Raw genomic sequence first — 22,189 nt, 5'->3', positions numbered from 1 at the left:
AACCGGTTCGGCGGTAAGGTCCGGTTTCATGCCGATCGAGTGGACCGGTTCGGGGCCCGAACTCCTGTTGCGGGTTGACAGGGATCGGCCGGAACCCCTGCGCGCGCAGCTCGAACGCGCGCTGCGCGAGAGCATCCGCGCCGGTCGGCTGGCCGTCGGGGAGCGGCTCCCGTCCTCGCGCGCCCTGGCCCGCGACCTCGGTGTCTCCCGTGGCCTGGTGACCGAGTGCTACGCGCAACTGCAGGCTGAGGGCTACCTCGTCACGCGCGGCGGCTCGGCCACCCGCGTGGCCGCCGCCGCCCGCCCACCGGCGGCCACGCCGTCGCGGCCCACGTCCGCCGGAATCACCGGGAGCGCCGCACCCACCGGAACCGCCGGGAGCGCCGCGCCCGTAAGGATCGACTTTCGGCCCGGTGTGCCCGACCTGTCGAGCTTCCCCCGCGAGCGGTGGAGCCGCGCTCTGCGGCGCGCCTGCCGTGACGCGCCCGGTGACCTGTTCGGCTACGGCGACCCGTACGGTGACCCGGTGCTGCGCGAGGTGCTCGCCGCCTACCTGCGCCGGGTGCGCGGCGCCGCCGCCGACGCGGCCCACACCGTCGTGTGCGCGGGGTACGCGCAGGGGCTGCAGCTCGTCCTGCGGGCTCTGGCGCGGGAGGGGGTGCGCGTCGTGGCCGTCGAGGATCCCGGCGATCCCGACCACCGCGCCGTCGCCGCGACGCTGGGTCTCGACATCGTCGCGGTGCCCGTCGACGAGCACGGTATCGACACCGGCGCGCTCGCGGCCACCGGCGCGCGTGCCGTGCTGCTCACCCCCGCCCACCAGTCGCCCACCGGTGTCGTACTGGCCCCCGACCGCAGGCAGGCGCTGATCGCCTGGGCCGTCGCCCGCGACGCGACGATCGTCGAGGACGACTACGACGCCGAGTTCCGCTACGACCGAGAGCCGGTCGGCGCCTTGCAGGGCCTCGCCCCCGACCGGGTGGTGCTCCTCGGCTCGGTCAGCAAGTCGCTCGCCCCGGCTCTGCGGCTGGGGTGGATCCTCTGCCCGCCCCGCCTGTCCGCCGACGTCGCCCACCGCAAGCGGCTCGCCGACCGGGGCTCGCCGGTCCTCGACCAGCTCGCGCTCGCCGACCTGCTGCGGTCGGGCCACTACGACCGCCACCTGCGCCACATGCGGCCGCGCTACGCCGCCCGGCGCGTGGCCCTCGTCGAGGCGCTGGGGCGGCACGCGCCCGAGGTCGAGCTGCGCGGGCTGGCCGCCGGTTTCCACGCGGTCGCCCTGCTGCCGCCGGGCGCGGACGAGCGTGCCGTGGTCGAGGCCGCCCGCCGCCGGTCCGTCGGGCTCTACGGGATGAGCGGCTATCTCCTCGGTCCCCCGGAAGGAGGGACGTCTCCCGCGCGGCTCGTCCTCGGATTCGGCAACCTGACCCCGGACGCCGTCTCCGACGGCATAGCCACCGTCGCGGACCTGCTGCGGGGCGGCTGAACCGTCGGGGGCACCGGTCCCGCCGGTGCCGCTTCCTCTCCTCGCGGGAGCTCACGGCCGCCGCGGAACGACGGCCTCGTCACGACCCGGCGGCTTCGTCACGGAACGATGGCCTCGTCACGGGACGGCGGCTTCGTCGCGGAGGTTACGCCTCCTTCAGGATGGCGGCCACCGACTCGCGCAGCGGGGTGGTGGGGCGGCCGATGAGGGCGCTGAGCTCGCCCGGGGTGGGGGACAGGGCTCCCCGGACGACGTCGAGGTCGATGTCGGCGTACATGGTCGCCGCCGGCTCGGGCAGGCCCGTGTCGATCAGGACCTGGCGGTAGTCGGCGTGCGGGAGGTCCCGGTAGACGACGGTCCTGCCGGAGGCCGCCGACACCTCGGCGGCCAGCTCGGGCAGGCTCCACGCGGTGTCGCCGGAGAGTTCGTAGATCTTGTCACCGTTCTCCTCGCCGGTGAGCACGGCGACGGCCGCGGCCGCGAAGTCGGCCCGGGACGCGCTGGCGATGCGGCCGTCACCGGCGGAGCCGAGGATCGCGCCATGCTCGACGCCCTGAAGGATGGACGCCGCGTAGACCTCGGTGTAAAAGCCGTTGCGCAGGAAGGTGAACGGGATTCCGGAGGCGCGGATGTGCTCCTCGGTGCCCCGGTGGTCGACGGCCAGCGCCAGGGGTGTGGTGTCGGCGTACAGCACGCTGGTGTAGGCGATGCGGGCGACCCCGGCCGCCTTGGCCGCGTCCACCACGGCTCGGTGCTGCCCGAGGCGCCGTCCGACGGCGTCGCCGGAGATGAGCAGGACCGTGTCGCCCGGCGCGAAGGCCCGCTGGAGCGTCTCCGGCCGCTCGTAGTCGGCCTCCCTGATCTCGACGCCGCGCGCGGCCAGGTCGGCGGCCTTGCCGGGATTCCTCACGGCCGCCGCGACGCGGTCCGCGGGCACGCTCTCCAGCAGGCCGTCCACCACCAGGCGGCCGAGCTGACCGGTGGCACCGGTGACAACGATCATTTCGCTTCTCCTCGCTCGAAGGGGTCGCCGACAGGTTAGTACTAACTAATCTATAGTGCCAACTAAAAGTTAGTGCTTTCTTTTGTGCGGTGCGGCGAGAAAGTAGAGTGGACGGATGGACGACCAGGCCGCGACCCCGCTGGACGAGTTCAGCCAGCTCACCTTCGACGTCTTCATGCGCGGATGCGTCTCGCGCGAGACGATGGAGCACATGACCGGCCGCTGGGGCATCCTGGTCATGGTCGCGCTCCACGAGGGGACCTACCGCTTCAACGCCCTGCGCCGCCGGGTCGACGGGGTGAGCGAGAAGATGCTCGCCCAGACCCTGCAGGCCCTGGAGCGCGACGGCTTGGTCCACCGCGAGGCCGAGCCGACCATTCCCCCGAAGGTCGAGTACAGCCTCACGCCGCTCGGCGCCCAGGCCGCCCGGCGGCTGCTCGACCTCATCGAATGGCTGGAGGGCGAGATGCCCGCGGTCATGGAGGCCCGCGCACGCCACGACCAGGCCAGAAACGAGCGCCTGACGACGTAGGTCCGCCACGGTCCGCCGCCGTCCGCCGCGTCGTGTCCGTCCGCCGCGTGGCGATTCCGGCGCCGTGCCGGGTGATCCGCGCGACACCGAGTACAGGTTTGTCGGTCTGGGGCGTTAGCGTTCCGCGCATCACGGTCGCGGGTGACGAAATCCCCGTGAGCGTCGGCGATCCTTCCATGGTGAAAGGCGGGACCCATTGGGCTGGCTGGCGGCGGGCGACGGGTATGAGGTCGCTCTGGTGGAGGGCCGGGTGGCGGCGAGGGCCACTACGGGCCGGGCGGCGGGACGGCAGCTGAAGTCGCTGCCCAAGCAGGTGCGCGAGCACCCCGAGGTCGAGCGGCTGCGCCGCCTGGCCGAGTGGCTCGACCGGCACGAGGCCACCTGCGTGGCACGGGTGGACGCCTGGATGGTGTCGTCCCTGCCCGTTCCCACCGGGCTGGTGGCCCGGGTGTGGCCGGACGAGGCGTGGCGGTCGGTGCTGCGCGACCTCGTGGTGGTCGGCGACGACGAGGCGGGCTTCCTGCGGGACGTCACCGGCTCCGGCGAACTGCGGACGGTGAACCTGGACGGTGAGACCGTCCGGATGTCCCCGGAGACCGTGACCCTGCCCCACCCGGTGCTGCTCCCCGACCTGGAGGACCTGCGGGAGTTCGCCGCGGAACTGGGCGTGACCCAGCGCGTCGAGCAGATCCACCGGGCGACCTGGGAAAGGCCCGCCGAGTTCGCGGAGAAGGCCACCGAGGTGAAGGAGTTCGCCGGGGGGAGATTCGCCTCCCGGTTCGGCCTCGCCGCCCGCGCCACCTCGCTCGGCTACCGCGTGTCGGGCGGCTACGCCACCTGCGCGGTGCGCGACGCCGGGCGCGACGCCGAGGCGTCGGTGTGGATCGGAGAGCCCTACTGGGACGGTGACACCGAGACCGGCAACCTGACCTGGCACGACCGTGACGGCAGGCGGCTTCCCCTGCGGGAGGTCGGCCCGGTGGCCTGGTCCGAGGGAATGCGCATGGCCGCGGCGCTGTACGCCGGCCGCAACGTCGAGGAAGGAACGAACGCGTGAGCGGCGCCACATCGTCAGCGAGCACCCCCGCGGTCCGGCCCGCGGCCGAAAGCCACGACCTGCCCGAAGCGGGCGACGGAACCGGGACCCACGACCTGCCCGAAGCGGGCGACGGAACCAAGGCGCACGAGCCGTCCGGGCAGGGGAGCGAGGCCGCGGTTCCCGAGGCGCGGGAGGCCGCGCGCACCGCCGAGGCGCGGGAGCTGCTGGAGGCCGGGGCGGTCCTTCCGCCGGGCACGGACGGCGGCGAGCGGGCGGTGCCCCTGACCGCGCGCGCCTACCGGCACCCCGGGCTGGAGGGCCGGGTGGTGGTGCGCCTGGTCGCCGAGGAACTGGGCGCGGCGGAGGACGCCGCGGCGGGCTTCCTCGGGCTGGAGCCGGACGGCGAGCCGGTCGTCGTCGGGATGGACTTGCGGCGCTCGCTCGGGTTCCCCGAGTGGGTGCTCGTGCATCACCCCGAGGACGGCCACCACGCGCTCGCCCTGGTGCCGGAGCTGGACCGCGCGAGCCGGCAGGTGAAGTCCAAGCCGAAGGCCGCCCTCGACGCCTACCAGCGGCTCGCCGCCCAGCTGGCCGGGTCCCTCCCGCACTTCCTGCCGACGTTCCTCGAACAGGCGGGCCGGGTGTTCCTCTCGATGGAGAACGCCACCTACGCGGCGCAGATGTTCGTCCAGGCGCGCAGGGCTGAGATCGAGCACGGCCTGGCCGTCGACGAGGACCGGCTCGACGCGGTGTTCCTGGAGTTCGCGCTCGCCGGAGCCCTGCCGGTGAAGGCCCTGTCCGTGTACGCCAAGGAGCTGGCGAGCCGGGTGCCCGCGGACGAGGCCCTGGGCAGGATCCACCGGCTGTGCGTGCGCCGCACGGCGGGCGGGCTGTCGCCGTCCGCGCAGATGGCCGTCGAGCTGCGCCGCCTGGCCAAGGCCGCCGGGCGCGACGCGGACGCCGAGGAGCGGTCGTACCTGGTGGACCTGCTCGGCCTGCCCGCCACCTCGGGGGCGCCGCTGGGCTGGTGGAAGGCGCACCGCAAGGCCCTGGTGGACCTCGCCCTGCGGGAGCCCGCCCTCCGCGGGACGCTGCTGAACACGATGCCCGCCAACGGCGACGACGACATGCCCGCCCTCTGGCTGGAGGTGCTGGAGGAGTCGGGCACCACCGCGGGCCTGGGAGAGGCGGAGGTTCCCGACCACGAACGTCCCGCCGACGGCACGGCGGGCTGGCTCGAGCGTTTCCTGGCCATCCAGAACTTCGACTGGCGCGGAAATCCGAGGCTGCCCGGCCTGTACGCGCTGGTCGAGCGCGTGGCGGGACGGCTGCGCGCCGAGCTCGCCGCGTCGGGCGGGAGCGTGCCCTTCAAGCCCGACCCCGACCTGGTCGACCTCCTGCTGTCGCTGGAGGTGCCGGTCGCCGATCCGGACGACGACGCGTACCTGCTGCTGGAGCCCTGGGCGCGTGGGGAGGAGGGACGTGACCTGATCGCGCTGGCCGCCGACCCCCGGTTCCGGCCCGTGTTCCACCGCACCGCCGACTCGTTCGGCGACGACACCGACGGGCATCGGGCCGTACGCCGCCTGGCGGCCTCGCCCGGCGGCCGGACGATGCTGGCGGAGTGGGTGGGCGCGGTCGCCCGGCGCTCGGCCGCCATAGGCCTGCCGCAGCTGCCCGGCGCCCTCAGACGGCTGACCTGGCTGCCCGGTGAGGCGCTGGTCCTGGCCGGGGAGGAGGTCGCCGAGGCGGTACGAGCCGACCTCGCCGCCGAACTCGCCAGGACGCTGCGCGGCGGGCTCCTCGACGAGCTGGGCTGGCCGGCCTGGGAGGAGGCGGTCGCCGACCTCGTCGGCCCGAAGGACCTGGACGAGATCGAGACCGCCGACGCCTGGCCGAACCTGATCGTCTCCGGCCCCTCCCGGGCCAGGGTCATCGGCCCGGAGGGAACCGTGCTCGTCCACGACCTGCGTTCCGCGCCGGACGAGGTCTGGGGCGACCCCGGCTTCCAGCACGTCGACGGCGAACTGCTCGTCTACTGGCACACCTACGGTGACGGGCTGCGCGGATACTGGCACTCCTCCGCGGGGACGATCCTCGCGATGGAGGGGGAGGGCAGCAGATGGGCGCTGGGCGCCGGCACGGTCACCCTGCCGCTGCCCGGCGGCGGGCGGGCCACCGGCGCCGGTGTGCTCCACCCGGGCGACACCACGGTGCCCCGCAGGCGCCGCCTGATAGGTGACGGGACCTCGTTCTGGATCTGGGACGTCGAGGCGAAGGGCTGGCGCGAGCACGACCCGGCCACCATGACCGAGGGCAGGCTGAGCACTCCCGGGTTCCTCGCCGACGCGCTGCGCTCGGCCCCGCAGGGCAGCACCCTCCACGACGGCTGGGTGCTGCCGGCCTTCTCCGACGAGGCCACCCCGGCCGGTGTCCCGGTGAACGGCCTGCTCGGCTGGCGGGTGGTCGAGCTGCCCGACGGATCGCTGCGCGGTGAGGACCTCGCCGGGCGCACCGTCACCCTGCGCGGTGGCCCCGACGGACAGGGCCGGCCGTCGCGCGCGGTGACCTTCCCCGGCGACGACCGGCCGCGTGCCGTCGTCCAGGATTACCGGGAGGTCAAGCTCGTCGACCCGGAGGGTGTCGTCGTCGCGACGGCCTCGCTGCAGAGAGAGCCGGGAGCCTTCGCGGAGGGCACCGCCCTGCTGCCGCCGCTTCGTCACTGGCACCGCATGCTGCCCCGCGATCCGGAGGGCTCGGCGGCCCTGCGCCGGATCGACGGGGAGACGGCGGCGGCCCTGCTGAAGGCCGCGGGCTCCGTCGAGTCCGCGGATCCCGGCCGGTCGGGACAGCCCCCGCGATCGGCGCGGGAGGAGCTGCGCGGCCTGGTCGCCTCCCTGCTGCCGCAGGTCACCCACGACGCGCTGATCGCCGGGATCGCCGGGGTGGTGGCGTTCGCCGCCGCCCAGCGGGCCACCCTGGACGCGGCGGCGGCCAGGCTCGCCGCCGCCCTCGCGGGCGAGGGGCAGGAGGAGGAGCCGGAAGGTCCCTCCGACCAGTTGCTCGCCGACGCGCTCAACGGCCTCGGCGTCGTGACCCCCTACTGGGGGCGCGCGACGTCCCACGGCATCTTCCAGCAGCTCCGGACGATCGGCCGCGAGAAGCTGACACCCTCCGGCCGGACCGCCCGCGTTCACCTGGAGGGCCCGCGGCTCGCGGGCCTCTCCGTGAACTGGGAGCCGCTGCTCGACCGGTCGGCCGCGCTCGCCTACCGGGCGGCGTCGACGCCCGATCCCGAACAGGCGGGCGCACTGCGCGAGCTGCTCTCCGAGTTCGAGACGCTCGGGCCTGTCTCCGCGGCGGAACCGTCCTCGTGGCGCCGTTTCGTCCTGCACCTCGACAGTGCCTGGGTCGACAACGCGCGGAACAGGCGGCGCGGTGGCGACGGGCTCAACGTGCTCCCGCTGGAGGACGGCGCCCTCATCGCGTTCCTGACCTTCGACTCCGACATCAGCGGCGGCTACCGCTTCACCGCGCTCTTCCACGACCCGGCGGGCCGCTTCGACGTACCCCATCCCTACACCGTGCGCTCCTCGGGCCCGGTCGGCGAGGCTAGGCACGCGGGCTGGCTCGGGGAGTTCCTCGCGGAGCTCGCCGAACGGGGCCCCGCGCCCTGGCGGCCGGAGAGCGCGGAGGAGTTCGCGCGGCTCACCGGGGTGACCGAGACGACGGCACGGCTGGTCGTCGCCGGGCTGCCGTACGTGGACGCCTACGAGCGCGGCTTCCTGCCCGGCGACCTGCGTGCCTCCCTCGGGGTGAAGGCGGCCGACGCCGCCGTGGCCAAGGACGAGCTGCGCCGGTTGGACACCGACGTCCGGCGGGAGGTCGTCGGCGCGCTGCTGCCGGAGCGCCCGGCCGCGCTGTGGACCGACGGACCCGACGTCGCCGCCGCCGCGCGCGTGTGGAACGCCCGGGTGGGACGGCGGGCCGCCGTCCCCGAGTGGCTCGTCGGTGAGGCGACCCGCGCGGTCCGTGGCTGGTGGGAGCCGAGCCGGGCGCTGCCCGCCCTGCTCGACCCGGCCTCGGCTCCGGAGCTCGGCAAGGACCTGCGCTGGCAGGTGAAGGGCGATCGCGTCGCCCCGGCCGACGGCGGCGATACCGGATTCACCCATTTCACGCTGATCTCCGCGGTCGCGCTGACCGCGTGGCTGGCCCACCGGCTGCCCTCCGGCGATCCCGTACGGGCCGGGCTGCCCGCGGTGCTGGCCGCGATCAGGGAGCGGCTGGCCCATCCCGACCTGCTGCTCGACCTGGGCGAATACGTCGACCTCCCCGGGTTCCGCAAGGTCGCCGGAGCCCCCACCGAGGTCGCCGGGGGCTGGGAACGCTACGGCGCCGTGATCATGGCCACCCACGACGACCGGCCCGCCCCGGGCCTGCGCGTCGCCCTGCTCGACGATTCGGGGAACGACCCCTACCTGCCGGCCCTGCGTGCCCTGACCGGCAACCCGGAGCGGCCCTTCCCCGCCGAGCTGGCGCTGCGCACCGCCCGCGATCCGCGTTTCGAGGCGCTCCTCGCCGGCCCCGGAGATCCCGTGGCGGGGGAGCGCGCGGCCGACGGCACCTGGTGGCCGCAGGATCCGTCCCGCTCCGTGCCCGCGCTGCTCTCCCAGGTCGCGGGGGAGTACGGGCTGGGCCAGGACGCCGCGGCGCTCTACCTGGCGCTGCTCGCGATGCCTGACCCCACCGACAAGAACGTCACCCGCTGGACCGGCTGGAAGCCCGCCCGGTTCAAGGCGGCCCGCGCCGAGCTGGCCGCCACCGACCTGGTGGTCGAGGCGAGCCGCACCCGGGCGGGCCGCTCGCTCTTCCTGCCGGGGGCCTGGACCGAACTCAAGACCCCGAACGTCCCGCTCGAACGGTGGAAGCTCCCCCTGCTCGACCTGGTCGCCGGGGAGAGCGCGGTGCTCGGGACGATCGTGCCCGCCGAGCCCGCCGCCGACCTCTACAGCAGGGCGTGGCGGCGGGTCCGCGACGGCGACGTTCCCCGCTTCGAGGAGCTCCGCGTACGGCGCGGCAGGCGCCGCTGACACGATCACCCTCCTCCCGCGGGGACGGACCTCGTTCCCCGCGGGCACGGACCTCGCACCGCTGGTCGCACCGCCGACCGCGCGGGCGAACCGTATGCGCGGACCGTATGCGCGGACCTCCACGGGCACGGATCGCTCAGCTGGAGAACACCCGCTTTCACCAGGTCCGAACCGGCCGGGGCGCGGGCTCGTCGCGCGCGTCCCGGCCGGTTCGGGCAGACTCCCGGACAGAAGGATCTCCCCCCATGACCATGACCGAACAGGTGGCCCCTCCGGCCCTTCCCGACCGGCGGACGCTGCCGGCCGAGGAACAGCACGCCACCGAACTCGCCTTCCTCGCCGCCCACGACGACGGCCCCCGCCCGCCCGGCTGGGCGCTGACCCCGCGCGCGGTCGTCACCTTCGTCTGCGGCAGCGGGGGCGAGACCCTCGAACTGCCCGGATCCCGGCGGGCGAAGGGCGGCGGGGGAGGTGGGGGCGCTGACGGCGCTGACGGTGCCGGTGGCACCGCGCCGCCCGCCCGGCTCACCATCGCCCCCAAGTTCGTCGGCGAGCGTTCCCTGGTGGAACGCTGCGTGGTCACCCTCGCCGGCGAACGCGGCCTTCTGCTGGTCGGCGAGCCGGGCACAGCCAAGTCGATGCTCTCCGAGCTTCTCGCCGCCGCCGTCTGCGGTACGAGCGCGCTCACCGTGCAGGGCACCGCCGGTACCACCGAGGACGCCTTCCGCTACGGCTGGAACTACGCCCTGCTCCTCGCCCAGGGGCCGAGCCGCCAGGCGCTGGTCGACTCCCCGGTGCTGGCCGCCATGCGGGCCGGGCAGGTCGTCAGGATCGAGGAGATCACCCGCTGCCTGCCCGAGGTGCAGGACGCCCTGGTGTCGATCCTGTCCGACCGGCGCCTCAGCGTGCCCGAGCTCGCGGGCACGCCCGACGCCCTGACGCCGGCCACCCCCGGATTCACCGTGATCGCCACGGCCAACCTGCGCGACCGGGGCGTCTCGGAGATGTCGGCGGCGCTCAAGCGCCGGTTCAACTTCGAGACCGTCGCCCCCATCGCCGATCCCGTCGCCGAGGCCGCCCTGGTGCGCGGCCAGGCCACCGCCGTGGTGCGGCGGGCCGGTGCCGCTTTCGGCGTCGACGACGCCGTGCTGGACGCGCTGGTCACCGTCTTTCGCGACCTGCGCTCCGGCCGCTCGGCCGAGGGCTGGGACGTGGAGCGCCCGGGAACCGTGATGTCCACGGCCGAGGCGGTGCAGGTGGCGGCCTCCCTCGGCGTGGCGGCGGCCTACCTGCCCGGCGGGGACGTCCTCGACCTGGTACCCGGTCACCTGCTCGGCGTGGTCCGCAAGGACGACCCGGCCGACCACGCGCGACTGCTCGGCTACTGGGACGGTCCGGTGCGACGCCGCGCCGAGGACGGCTCCGCGATGTGGCGCCGCCTCTGGGACCTGCGGGAGAACCTGCGTTGACGGGCGATCGGCAGGCGGGCACCTCCGGAACGGGGAACGCGGGTGCCCAGGACGGTGAGGTGGCGGCCGGGCGTGTTTCCGGTCTCCCCGACGTGGACGTTCACGGTGTGGGCGCCGGCGCCGATCCCCGGGGCGCGGTGGACGCGCTCGCCGGGACGGGCGGCGACGGGCGGCCCTACCTGCTCGGCGTGCGCCACCACAGCCCCGCGCTGGCGGCGGCCGTCCCGGCCCTGCTCGACGCCGCCGGGGCCGAGGTGGTCTGCGTCGAGTTGCCCTCCGACTTCCAGCCGTGGCTGGTCCACCTGGCGAATCCGGCCACGCTCGCGCCGGTCGCCCTCGCCGGGACGGGCGGGGACGGACGGCTCGGCTTCTACCCCTTCGCCGACTTCTCGCCCGAGCTGGCCGCCATCCGCTGGGCGCGCGAACGCGGGGTCGAGGTGCTCTGCTGCGACCTCCCGCTCTCCGCCCCCGCCTGGTCGGAGAGCGATCCGGTCAGGTCCGGCGCGACGACCCCGCCGGTCAGGGCCTTCGCCGACGGCCTCGCCGCCTCCGCCACGGGCAGGGAGGGGGACGACATGTGGGATCGCGCCGTCGAGGTGCTCGCCCCCGGCTGCCCGCCCGAGGCGGTACGCCGCGCGGCGCTGGGCGTGGGCTGGGCGCTGCGGCAGGACGCGGAGGCCTCGGGCGGAGTGCCGCCCGGCGACCTGGCCCGCGAGGCGCACATGCGCGAGGTTCTCGCCGGGGCGGCCGCGGGTGGCCGGCGGGTCGCCGCGGTGATCGGCGCCTTCCACGCTCCCGCCCTGATCACCCGTGATCCGGCTGCCGCCGCCTCCGCCACCTCGCCCCCGGCCGTCCCCGGCGCGGCTCCCCCGGACCACGCCACGCCGGCCCACGCCGCCCCTGTGCACGTCGCCCCTGTTCATGCCGCCCCGGGGCAGGTCACTCCAGGTCAGGGCACCTCGGGCAAGGGCAGCCCGGCACGCGGAACAAACCCCCCGGCCGCCGGAGGCCCCTCGCCCGCCACGTCACTCGTCCCGTACGCCTTCGACCTGCTCGACTCCAGGTCCGGCTACCCGGCGGGCATCCGTGACCCTCGCTGGCAGCAGGCGGTCCTCGTCGCGGGCGGCGATCCCGGGAGGATCAGGGACGCCGCCGCCCGTACGATCACCGAGATCTGCCGTGAGCTGCGCGCCGCGGGGCACACCGCGGGCACCGGCGAGGCCGTGGAGACGCTGCGGCTGGCCTGTGACCTGGCTCGTCTGCGCGGACTGCCCGCGCCGGGGCGCGGCGAGCTGCTCGAGGCGGTGACGACCGTGCTCGGCCAGGGCGAACCCCTGGGGCGCGGCCGGGCGCTCGCCCGCGCCCTCGAAACGGTCCTCGTCGGCACCGAGCGCGGCAGGATCGCTCCGGGCACCCCCCGCTCCGGGCTGGGCCCGGCGGTCGAGGCCGAACTGGTGGAGCTGCGGCTGCCCCACCCCGGCGACCCCGGTTCCCGCGAGGTCCGCCTCGACCCGCTCCGTTCGGACCTGGACCGCCGCCGCGAGATCCTGCTGCAACGCCTGCTGGTGTGCGGCACCGGCTACGGTCAGCCGACCGAGGTGACGGGTACGGGCGACGGGACCGCCCTCACCAGCCGGTGGCTGCTCTCGTGGACGCCCTCGGCGGCCGCGCTGCTGGACCTGGCGGGCGTACGGGGCGTCACCGCGGCCCTGGCCGCCGAGGGGACGCTGCGCGAGACCTTCCGCAGGGAGTCCGCCGAGGGCGGTCCCACCTGCGAGCTGATCCTCGCTGGACTGCGCGCCGCGGCCGCCTGCGACCTGCGGGACCTGGTCGCCGACCGCATCGAGGACGCCGCCTCCGTGCTCCCCGCCACCGCCGGGCTGCCCGACCTGCTCCAGGCTCTCGACCTGCTGGAGGCGCTGCGCCGTGAGCACCTTCCCGGCACCACGCCGGAGAGCCGGGACCGGGCGGCGGAGCTGGCGGGCACCCTGCTGGAGGCGGCCGTACGGTCACTGCCCGGCCTGGCCGGCAGCGACCAGCCCGAGGACGCGGCCGCACTGATCGCGCTCGTCACCCGCTCCGCCGAGCACCGGCTCGGCCTGGGTCTCGACGACGCGCTGGACACCCTCGCGCGCACCGGCTCCCCGCTCGTCCAGGGGGCCGCGCTCGCGGCCCGCGTCCTGCTCGACCTGGACACGCCGGACACCCTCGGAGCGCGAGCCGCCGGATGGGTCGACACCGCCACGGGGCCGGAGGGGCGCCACAGGCTGTCCCGCCTGCTCACCGGCCTGCTCGCCGCCGCGGGCCCACTCCTGCAGTCGGCCGCGGCGGCCCTCGACCCGCTGCTCGACCGCGTCGACGGCCTCACCGACCAGGGTTTCCTCGACCGGCTCCCCGCGCTGCGCGGCGGCTTCGACACCCTCACCCCGGCGGCGCGCGACAGGCTGCTGCGGGCCGTGACCGACCGCCTCGGCGACCGGCTCGACCTGGCGCTGAGCGCCCCGCCCGAGCTCCTGGCGCTCTGGGCCGCCGCAGACGCCGCCGGGCTGGCCGCCCTGACCGCCCTGCGGCTTTCCGTGCCCGGCCTCTCCCTCCCGGCAACCACGTCCGAGCCGTCCGAGCCGTCCGAACCGCTCACCCGGGACCGGGTGAGCGCGGACGCCGGGGAACCGGATCCCTCCCTCGTATCCCCGGGGAAGAAGAGCGGGCACGAGGCGGAGCCTCCGGTGGCCGTACCGGGAGGGGCCGTACCGGGAGGGGAAGGGGAGGCCGCCCCGCGGCGGCTCGCCCCGGCCGACCGGTGGCGCCTGCTCCTCGGAAGGGAGACCGAGCGGCTGCCCGCCGGAGCCCGGCGCTACGCGCACGCCCTGGACGAGTTGTACGGGACGGGCCGGGGAGAGGGGGCGGGCGACTTCGGGCACGGATCGGGTGACGGCGCCGGGCAGGGCGCGTCCTTCCCCTCCGCCCGCGAGTGGGCCGAGGAGCTCGACGCCCTGTTCGGAGCGGAGGTCAGGGAGGAGGTGCTGGCCGGCGCGGCCGGTGCCGGCCGGACCGACGTGCTGTCCGAGCTCGACCCCGACTCGGTACGCCCGTCGATCGACCTGCTGACCTCCGTGCTCTCCCTGGCGGGCGGGTTGCCCGAGCAGCGACTCTCCCGGCTGAGGCCGCTGGTCCGCCGCCTGGTCGCCGAGCTGGCCAGGGAACTCGCCACCCGGCTGCGCCCCGCGCTGACCGGCCTGGCGACGCCGCGTCCCACCCGCCGCCCCGGAGGACGGCTCAACCTGCCCGCCACCCTCAGGGCCAACCTGGCGCACACCCGCCGGACCGGCGACGGCAGGCTCCTCGTCGTGCCGGAACGGCCGATCTTCACCACCCGGGTACGCAACGAGGCCGACTGGCGGCTGGTCTTCGTGGTCGACGTGTCGGGCTCCATGGAGGCCTCGGTGATCTGGTCCGCGCTGACGGCGGCCGTCCTGGGAGGCGTTCCCACGCTCTCCACCCACTTCCTGGCCTTCTCCACCAGCGTGATCGACCTGACGGACCGGGTCGCCGACCCGCTGTCCCTGCTGCTCGACGTGCGGGTCGGCGGCGGTACGCACATCGCCGCCGGGCTCGCCCACGCGCGCTCCCTGGTCACCGTGCCGAGCCGCACGCTCGTCGTGGTGGTCAGCGACTTCGAGGAGGGCTACCCGCTCGGAGGGCTTCTCGGCGAGGTCCGCTCCCTCGTCTCCTCCGGCGTGCACCTGCTGGGCTGCGCCGCCCTGGACGACACCGGAGCCCCGCGCTACTCGGTGCCCGTCGCCCAGCAGCTCGTCGCGGCCGGCATGCCCGTCGCCGCACTCAGCCCGCTCGCCCTCGCCCGCTGGGTGGGCGACCGTCTCCGAGGAGAAACCCGTTGAACCCCCCAGCCTCCGGCGCCTTCCCCGCGGGTCATCTGCCGCCGGTGGAGCCGCACGTGGTCGCCTCGGCCGTGGAGGACCTCACGCCACGGCTGCGCAAGAAACTCGACGCGGCGATCGAGCGGTGCGCCGGGCTCCCCTTCGCCGCCGACGCTCAGAGCGTCTCCGTCAGCTGGGGGGAGGACGCGGAGGTCACCCTCACGCCGGGGGCGTCGGGCACGATCGCCGACCCCGGCGCGGCCCGGTGCAGCTGCCTACTCGCACCCCGCTGCCTGCACCGCGCGGCCGTCCTCAGCGCCTGCCCGGTCGCGGACCCGGATCTGTCCGTGCCTCCGGACCTGCCCGCTGACCTGCCCGCCAGCACGGAATCGGGCACGGGGACGAGCACTGGCGGGCGTTCGGGCACGGGGCCGGGCACGGACATGGGGCCGGGCTCGCGCGCAGGCTCGGACACGGGTTCGGACACGGGGCTGGACACGGGGCCGGACTCGCGCGCGGGTTCGGACGCGACCGTGGACGCGGGTGCGGGCCTCATCCCGGTCTCCGGCGGGAGAGCGGCCCCGGGCGCGGGCTCGGCCGGGGAGACGAGGGCGGCTGCGATCACGAGTGCGGGCGCCTCCCCGGGCCCCACCCCCGGCTCCGGTCCCACCCCTGACTCCGGTCCCACCTCGGGCTCGAAGCCCGCTCCCGTCTCCGGCCCCAACGCCGGGCAGGTGGCCGCCGCGACCGGGCTGTGGGAGGCCGCCGCCGGGGTTCTCGCGGGCGGGGTGCCCGGTGCCGGGGCGGTGCCCCAGGCCGAGCTGCTCCGCGCGGCCCACACGGCTCGGGTGGCGGGTCTGCACAGGGCCGAGGCCGCCGCCCTGCGCGTCGTCCGCGAACTGCGGGCCGCCCGCGCCCGCCATGACGGCCACCGCCTCGCCGACCTGGTCGCCGCGCTCCGGGAGCTCCTGCTGACCGCGGGCGGGCTCGCGGCGGCCGACCCCGATCCCGCCCTGGTGGGAACCGCGCGCCGCGCCTACCGGCAGGGCGAGGGACTGAGGGTGTACGGGGTCTGCAGGGAGCCGGTGATCAGCGCCACCGGCTACGGCGGAGTGGTCACCCACCTCGTCGCCGAGGACGGCCGCCAATTCTCCGTCGCCGACGTCAGGCCCGGAGGGCCGGCCCGTGCCCGGGGCGCCGCCACCGCCACGGTCGCCCTCGGCGCCGCGGCTCTCAATCACGCCCAGCTGGCTCGAGGGGGGCTGTTGATCTCCGGCGCGACGATCTCCCCGGACGGACGTCTCGGCGCGGGCCGCGGCGTGCGGGCCAATCCCGTCGCGGGACTGTCCTGGTCGGAGGGGCCGCTGACGGCCCTGTTCGCCAGGCCGCTCGCCACGGCGGCCGACGCGACGTTCTCCGGGAGCTCGTGGAGTGATCCGCGCGACGCCGGGGGAGCGGAACAGCCAATGGTCGGATGCGACCTGGTGATCGTCGGTGCCGAGGGGGACCGGCTGCTCGCCCGCGAGCTACTGTCCCCCACGGAACGAGACCGGGCCGGATCGGACCGGGCTGGGTCGGACCGCACCGGGGCAGACAGGGCTGGGGCGGACCGGACCGGGGCAGACAGGGCTGGATCGGACCCGGCTGGGTCGGACCGGGCTGGGTCGGACCCGCTCCTCGTGCCATCCGGGCCTTCCGGTGCCGCTCCTCTTTCCGAACCGCCTCTTTCCAGACCGGCGGCGGGACGGACGCAGGGACCGCTGATCCGGCTCGTAGCGGCCCATTCCCACCCCGAGCTGGCCCATGTCGCCAACCTGCGGCGGCTCGCGTCCAGACCGGGACTGCGGGTACGGGTGATCGGCCGGTTGGACCCCGGCCGGGCCGCCACCCTGCGCCCGCTCGCGGTCGGGCCCGTTCCGGGCGCCGGGCCCACGCTGTGCCTGCCCGCCGAGTGGCTGGACCGCGCCGACCTCGGGTACGACCGCCTGCAGGGTTCCCACCTTCCGTCCCGCGACGACTGCCCGCCCTGGCCGGAGGCGGCCGGGACCGACGTGGACCCGGTGGCGGGCTCACCCCTCTGGCGGGCGCGCCGCCTTGTCGAGCTGGCCGTCTCCGGCGGGCGGCGGGCGGTCGCCGAGTCCGCTCGCGGTGGTGACTCCCTCGCCCAGCGGGCCCCGCTCCGCCGCGCGGGCTTCAAGACCTCCGCGCACCTCGTCGCCGCGCTCACCGAGGAGGCCGACCGCCGTACCCGCGACGTGTTCGGCCGCCTGGTCGACTCCGGCGGCGACCGGTACGCCTGGGCGTGGCTCGCCGCGGCGGTCCACCTCGCGGCCACCGAACGGGCGCTCGTCCAGGCGTCCTGGCACGACGGCCACACCCGCCGCGATCCAGGGTGACCGGGGGGAACGGGCAAGGGAAACGAAAGGGAGGAGCCGGCATCGGCGCGCGACCGGAGGACCGGATCAAGAAATGTCGCCGGAGGCCGGTAGCGTGAGCGGCATGAGCGACGAGATCATCGATTCCCCCACAGACTGGGTCTCCAAGCACCTCCGCAACTACGTCGAGTCGAATGGAGCGAAGGGCCATCTCTACTACGGCAGACCCACCCTGCTGCTGACCACCGTCGGGCGCAAGTCCGGGCTGAAGCGGCGAACCCCGCTGATCTATGGTCGCGACGGCGACGCCTACGTGGTCGTCGCCTCCAACGGCGGGGCTGACGACCACCCGCTGTGGTACCACAACATGCTGGCCCTGCCGCAGGTCGAGGTGCAGGTGGAGGCCGAGGTGTTCACCGCCGTCGGGCGGACCGCGACCGCCGGGGAGAAGCCCGCCCTGTGGGAGCAGATGGTGGGGATTCACGGTGAGTACGCCGCCTACCAGCGCAAGACCGCGCGCGACATCCCGGTGGTGATCCTCACGCGTGCCTGAGGCGCGGCCGGGCGTGCGCTCGACCGGCCGACCCCGGCGCGGCGGTCGTGCCGATCACGCGGCGGGTGGGAGGGCCGGTCGCCGACCGGCTGCGAAAGGCCTGGTCGTAGCATGAAATGGCCGCCGGTGGTCGGCGTACGACATCGGCCGGACGGAGGGCGGCGAAGGCCGGCGGCGCCGGAGCGGCGACCCGTCGGTCCTGGGGGCCGGATCTCATCGTGGAGGGAAAACAGGGGTAGATCGACGCTGGTTCTCCCCGGTGATCGCGTCACGGAGCCGCCTCGCGTGGGATTGGAGACGCTGATGGTGCCGTTCGACACGGATGTGCTGGTTGTTGGTGCCGGTCCGGCGGGTCTGCTGATCGCGGGGGACCTCGCCGCGAGAGGTGTCGCCTGCGCGGTCGTGGAGCGGAGTACCGAGCCTTCGAAACTCACCCGGGCCTTCGCCGTGCACGCCCGTTCGCTGGAGCAACTCGACGCCCGGGGCGTCGCCGACGAGCTGATCGGCACCGGCGCGACCGTCGAGATGATCCGGGTGTTCGACAGCCTGGACCTCGACCTGTCCCGGATGCCGTCGCGGTTCCCGTTCCTGCTGTGCACCCCGCAGGGCAACGCCGAGCGTGTGCTCGAGGAGCGCGCCACCCGGCTCGGAGCGGAGATCGCGCGCGGTGCCGAGGCGGTCGGGCTGCGCCAGGACGCGGACGGGGTGGATGTCGACGTATGCGTCGGCGGCATGATGCGCACCCGGCGCGCGAGGTTCGTCGTGGGTGCCGACGGCGCGCACAGCCTCGTGAGAGACGCGCTGGGCGTCTCGTTCCCGGGGCGTTGCGCCGCGCAGTCGGTCATGCTGGCCGAGGTCCTCCTGGACGAGAGGCCGGAGCGGGAGCTGACCCTCGTCGCCAACAAGGAGGGCTTCTCCTTCGTCTCCCCCTACGGCGACGGCTGGTACCGGGTCATCGCCTGGGACCGGCGGCGGCAGCTTCCGGAGAGCGCGCGAGTCAGTCTCCGGGAGGTGAGCGACGCCACCCGGCGCGTCATGGGCAGCGACTTCGGCATGCACGACGCCCGCCGGCTGTCGAGGGCCCGCAGCGACGAGCGGCAGGTTCTCCGCTATCGCGTCGGCCGGGTGTTCCTGGTCGGTGACGCCGCGCACGTGCATCCGCCCGCGGGCGGGCAGGACATGAACACCGGCCTGCAGGACGCGGCCAACCTCGGCTGGAAGCTCGCCGCCGCGGTCCAGGGCTGGGCGCCGGACGGCCTGCTCGACACCTACCACGACGAGCGGTATCCGGTCGGCAGGAGGGTCGTACGGATCAGCGGCACCCTGTTCACCGCCGCCACGGGCTCCATCCGGCGGCTGCGGGCCGCCCGCGCGCTGGTCCCGGCCGTCGCGAACCGGATCCGTCCCCTCAACCGCTGGCTGGCCGAGACCATCTCCGGCCTGGGCATCTCCTATCCCGCCCTCCCGGGAGCGCACCGGCTGGCCGGCCAGAGGGTGCCGGACATCCGGCTGGTCGGGGAGCCGAGGAGGCTGTACGAGGTGCTGCGCGCCGGGCGCTTCGTGCTCCTGGCTCCCGAGGGCGTCCCGGTCCCCGGGGGCGTCCCGGCCCTTGAGGGTGTCCTGGCTTTTGAGGGTCTCCCGGCTTCCGGGCGCGTCCCGGCCTCCGCGGGTGACCCGGCGGGCCCGCCGTACGGGCGGGTGGTCCACGCCGTTCCCGCGAGCGCCGACCTCCCCGTCCTGCTGATCCGCCCGGACGGATACATCGCCTGGGCCACCGACGACGGGAACCCCACCTCCCTCGATGTCGGCCTGCGCGCGGCCCTGGCCGCGTGGTGCACCCCCCGCCCTCCGGCGGCACTCGCTGCGAAACCCGTGTGAAACGGTCCGCCGCCACGGCCCCGCTGGCGACGAAGAGCAGTACGATCTACTGTAATTGACAGTAAACCGTGCGTAAGGAGTGGGACGTGGATCTCATCGTGCCGCCGACGGAACGGCTCTGGTGATGGCCGGTCAAGCAACCATCGGCGACCGCATCCGTGGATTGCGGTTGAGCAGGCACATGTCCCAGGCGCAGTTGGCCGGGCCGGACCTGTCTGACAGTTATGTTTCGCTCATCGAGTCCGGAAAACGGACTCCCACACCGGTCGTCACACGCCTGCTCGCCGAGCGGCTCGGCTGCGGCATGGAGTTCCTGCTGCACGGGATCGAGCCGCACCAGCGCGTCGACACCGGGCTCGCCCTGCGTCAGGCCGAGCTCGAACTGTGCCACGGGGACCCGGCCGTCGCGGCCGAGCTCTTCGCGGACACGGCCAAGGCCGCGGGTGACGACAACGCCGCCCTCGCCGCGCAGGCGCGCTTCGGCCAGGCTCGCGCACTGGAGGTCCAGGGGCACACGGCGCGGGCGGTCGAGGCCTACGAGCGGCTTCGCCACGAGGCCGCGACGCATCCCGAGCGTCTCGCCGACCTTCCGCTCGTCGTGGCGCTCTGCCGCTGCTACCACCGCGCCGGTGACACGCTCCGCGCCCGGGATCTCGGGATGGAGGCCCTGGCTCAGGCCGACCGGCTCGGGCTCGACCAGGGCGAGCTCGCCCTCGACCTCGCCGCGGTGCTCGCCGAGACGGAGATCGACCTCGCGTACGTCGAGCGCGTGCTGTCCGCCTCCCGGCTGCCCGACGCCGTTGACCGCGAATCGGAGGTCCTCGGTCTGTGGCGGGCCGGCAGGGCCGCGGCGGAGGAGGACTCCGCGCTCGCCGCGCGGCTCGCGGCGGATGCCGTCGCGGCCGGCCGGCCCGCGCGGATGGCCATCCGCTACGTCCGGAGCGCGACGCGCTGGGCGTGGGCCGCCACCGTGCGTCCCGAGGAGGCCGACCTCGACCGGGCGGGCGGGTTCGCCGCCTCCGCGGCCGAGATCCTCTCGCGCCTGTCGCCCGGGACGATCGAGCACGCCCGCGCCCTGGTCGTGCTCTCCCGCGTGCGGCTGCGCTCCGGCGACGCGGACACCGCCACCGACCTGGCCGAACAGGCTCTCGGCCTGCTGGCCGGAGTGCGCGGGACGGTGCCGGCCATGGCGTACGTCGTTCTGGCCGAACTCGCTCTGGCACGCTCCAAAGACGGCGGCCCGGCACTGGCGAAGGCGCAGGAGCTGCTCGCCGACCCGGTGGCCTCCGTGGCCTCCTTCGTCGACCGGGAGTCGGCCAGGCTCTGGCGCGAGATCGGCGACCTCTGGGGCAGGATCGGGTCGCCGGAGAAGCAGATGAGCGCCTATCACAGGGCGCTCGAAACCGTGGGGATCGGCTCGCGCGCGGAAACGCCGCCCGGCTCGACGTGGCGTGAGGTGGTCATCCCGGCGAGTCCGGTGATTCCGGCGCACCTCGGCGTCTCGCACGAGTCGAGAGCCGGATGACGTCCTCCCCCTGGATCCGCCGATCTCCCCGGGTTCCTTCTCCTGGGGAGATCCCGGGTCTTCGGCCGAGATCACAGTGAAGCGTCGCGCCGCGCCGGCCGGTCCTCGGGGGTCGGCCGGTTGCGGCGAAACGGCCCCTGACCGCCTCCGGCGGCCAGGGGCCGTTTTCGGTTGCCGAGGGCGACCCGCGAGCGACCCGCGTGCGGCGTGCGGCGCGGGCCATCGAGGGCCGAAAGTCCTTTGGAGCAAGGGCTTCCGGGCTCAGGGGGCGAGCCGTACGGCACTGTCGCCAGACCCCGGAAAACGATGTGCTTGAGCCACGGCAGGCAGAGCACGTCACAACAGAAGGAGAGCGGCCATGGCGGTCAGCAAGGGCACCCAGGGGCATCACCACAGCGATCGCACCGATGCCGGCGGGCCCCCCGTGGACGCCCGCCCGGCCGGAACCGGAACCCGCCCGGTCGACTACGTCTGGGCGGTCGCCCGGATCGGCCTCGGCTGGATCTTCCTGTGGGCGTTCCTGGACAAGACGTTCGGCTGGGGTTTCGCCACGCCCGCGGACCGCGCCTGGATCGCGGGCGGCAGCCCGACCACCGGCTTCCTGAAGGGAACCGGCGAGAACGCGCTCGGCGGGATCTTCGGCGCCCTGGCCGGGCAGGCGTGGGTCGACTGGCTGTTCATGCTCGGCCTGCTGGGCATCGGCACGGCCCTCGTCCTCGGCATCGGCATGCGGGTCGCCGCCGTCGCCGGGGGCCTGATGCTGGTGCTCATGTGGGCCGCCGCGCTCCCGCTGGACACCAACCCGTTCGTCGACGATCACCTCGTCTACGTCGTCGTACTGGCCGGGCTGTCCCTGGCGAACGCCGGTGACACCCTCGGCGCCGGCGCCGCGTGGGCTCGCACCTCGCTGGTGCGGCGCCTGCCGATCCTGAGGTGAGCGGCGGGCGCGTACGCGGAAACCCACCCCGGCGCGGGTGGGTTTTCGCGTACGAGGGGCACGGCACCGGTGGCCACACGCCGAGCGGTACCTGCGGATGGGGGGTCGCGCGCGCGGGTGGCAGACTCGGGGGCATGGCGAAGGGTGAGCCAGGGCCGTTGATCCCGCACATGAGGCTGGACGAGCTGCTGGAGGAGCTGAGGGAACGTCTGGAGGCGGTGCTGGCCACCCGCGACCGGGTGCACGCGCTGCTGGACGCGGTGGTCGCGGTGGGCAGCGACCTGGACCTGGAGACCATGCTGCGCAGGATCGTGGAGACCGCCACCAGGCTGGTCGACGCCACCTACGGCGCGCTGGGCGTGGCCGGAGACCACAGCACGCTCATCCAGTTCGTCCCGGTGGGGCTGAGCGAGGAGGAGATCGC

General features: G+C 74.9%; 12 protein-coding genes and 1 pseudogene. 12 read left to right on the top strand and 1 reads right to left on the bottom strand.

Going from position 1 to position 22,189, the window contains the following annotated elements:
• Window positions 1-28: 28 nt before the first annotated feature.
• The gene (locus tag ACSDR0_RS40835) at window positions 29-1,486 is read left to right on the top strand and encodes a PLP-dependent aminotransferase family protein (RefSeq protein ID WP_435294325.1); all 1,458 of its coding nucleotides are present in this window, start codon (window positions 29-31) and stop codon (window positions 1,484-1,486) included.
• A 145-nt stretch (window positions 1,487-1,631) separates the two neighbouring features.
• On the opposite strand, the gene ACSDR0_RS40830 is transcribed toward ACSDR0_RS40835, so the two are convergent.
• Window positions 1,632-2,489, bottom strand: coding sequence for an SDR family oxidoreductase (locus tag ACSDR0_RS40830; protein ID WP_435294324.1), 858 nt, complete (start codon window positions 2,487-2,489; stop codon window positions 1,632-1,634).
• Between the two features lie 115 nt (window positions 2,490-2,604).
• Between ACSDR0_RS40830 and ACSDR0_RS40825 the strand changes: the two genes are divergently transcribed.
• From ACSDR0_RS40825 to ACSDR0_RS40775, 11 genes and pseudogenes are all read left to right on the top strand, one after another.
• Window positions 2,605-3,021 carry a winged helix-turn-helix transcriptional regulator gene (locus ACSDR0_RS40825; RefSeq protein WP_435294323.1) on the top strand — a complete coding sequence of 139 codons (417 nt, stop codon included), beginning with the start codon at window positions 2,605-2,607 and terminating at the stop codon, window positions 3,019-3,021.
• A 196-nt stretch (window positions 3,022-3,217) separates the two neighbouring features.
• Window positions 3,218-4,078, top strand: coding sequence for a DUF4132 domain-containing protein (locus ACSDR0_RS40820; RefSeq protein ID WP_435294322.1), 861 nt, complete (start codon window positions 3,218-3,220; stop codon window positions 4,076-4,078).
• Entirely contained in the window at window positions 4,075-9,150 is a 5,076-nt protein-coding gene (locus ACSDR0_RS40815; protein WP_435294321.1) for a DNA-binding protein, read from the top strand. The genes ACSDR0_RS40820 and ACSDR0_RS40815 overlap by 4 nt, the downstream gene beginning before the upstream one ends.
• 245 nt (window positions 9,151-9,395) lie before the next feature.
• Window positions 9,396-10,619 carry an ATP-binding protein gene (locus ACSDR0_RS40810; RefSeq protein ID WP_435294320.1) on the top strand — a complete coding sequence of 408 codons (1,224 nt, stop codon included), beginning with the start codon at window positions 9,396-9,398 and terminating at the stop codon, window positions 10,617-10,619.
• Window positions 10,616-14,518, top strand: a complete 3,903-nt coding sequence (locus ACSDR0_RS40805) for a vWA domain-containing protein (protein ID WP_435294319.1) — start codon at window positions 10,616-10,618, stop codon at window positions 14,516-14,518. Before ACSDR0_RS40810 ends, ACSDR0_RS40805 begins: the two co-directional genes overlap by 4 nt.
• Window positions 14,515-16,893, top strand: coding sequence for a hypothetical protein (locus tag ACSDR0_RS40800; RefSeq protein WP_435294318.1), 2,379 nt, complete (start codon window positions 14,515-14,517; stop codon window positions 16,891-16,893). The genes ACSDR0_RS40805 and ACSDR0_RS40800 overlap by 4 nt, the downstream gene beginning before the upstream one ends.
• 103 nt (window positions 16,894-16,996) lie before the next feature.
• On the top strand, window positions 16,997-17,425 hold the full coding sequence (locus ACSDR0_RS40795) for a nitroreductase family deazaflavin-dependent oxidoreductase (RefSeq protein WP_435294317.1): 429 nt from the start codon (window positions 16,997-16,999) through the stop codon (window positions 17,423-17,425).
• A 285-nt stretch (window positions 17,426-17,710) separates the two neighbouring features.
• The gene (locus tag ACSDR0_RS40790; RefSeq protein WP_435294316.1) at window positions 17,711-19,303 is read left to right on the top strand and encodes an FAD-dependent monooxygenase; all 1,593 of its coding nucleotides are present in this window, start codon (window positions 17,711-17,713) and stop codon (window positions 19,301-19,303) included.
• 124 nt (window positions 19,304-19,427) lie between these two features.
• Window positions 19,428-20,828 carry a helix-turn-helix domain-containing protein gene (locus ACSDR0_RS40785; protein WP_435294315.1) on the top strand — a complete coding sequence of 467 codons (1,401 nt, stop codon included), beginning with the start codon at window positions 19,428-19,430 and terminating at the stop codon, window positions 20,826-20,828.
• Window positions 20,829-21,186: 358 nt separating this feature from the next.
• A complete protein-coding gene (locus ACSDR0_RS40780; protein ID WP_435294314.1) occupies window positions 21,187-21,765 on the top strand; it encodes a hypothetical protein in 579 nt (192 codons plus the stop codon).
• Window positions 21,766-21,899: 134 nt separating this feature from the next.
• Window positions 21,900-22,189 (top strand): annotated as a pseudogene (locus tag ACSDR0_RS40775) (histidine kinase); the annotation flags it as partial.

The sequence above is a fragment of the Streptosporangium sp. G11 genome, from assembly GCF_051192615.1.
In the GTDB taxonomy this organism is placed as follows: domain Bacteria; phylum Actinomycetota; class Actinomycetes; order Streptosporangiales; family Streptosporangiaceae; genus Streptosporangium.
This window is presented reverse-complemented; position numbering and strand designations above follow the sequence as displayed.

Coding starts and splice junctions, on each gene's coding strand:
- ACSDR0_RS40835 (WP_435294325.1), top strand. CDS start 29: ATGCCGATCGAGTGGACCGGTTCGGGGCCCGAACTCCTGTTGCGGGTT.
- ACSDR0_RS40830 (WP_435294324.1), bottom strand. CDS start 2,489: ATGATCGTTGTCACCGGTGCCACCGGTCAGCTCGGCCGCCTGGTGGTG.
- ACSDR0_RS40825 (WP_435294323.1), top strand. CDS start 2,605: ATGGACGACCAGGCCGCGACCCCGCTGGACGAGTTCAGCCAGCTCACC.
- ACSDR0_RS40810 (WP_435294320.1), top strand. CDS start 9,396: ATGACCATGACCGAACAGGTGGCCCCTCCGGCCCTTCCCGACCGGCGG.
- ACSDR0_RS40795 (WP_435294317.1), top strand. CDS start 16,997: ATGAGCGACGAGATCATCGATTCCCCCACAGACTGGGTCTCCAAGCAC.
- ACSDR0_RS40785 (WP_435294315.1), top strand. CDS start 19,428: ATGGCCGGTCAAGCAACCATCGGCGACCGCATCCGTGGATTGCGGTTG.
- ACSDR0_RS40780 (WP_435294314.1), top strand. CDS start 21,187: ATGGCGGTCAGCAAGGGCACCCAGGGGCATCACCACAGCGATCGCACC.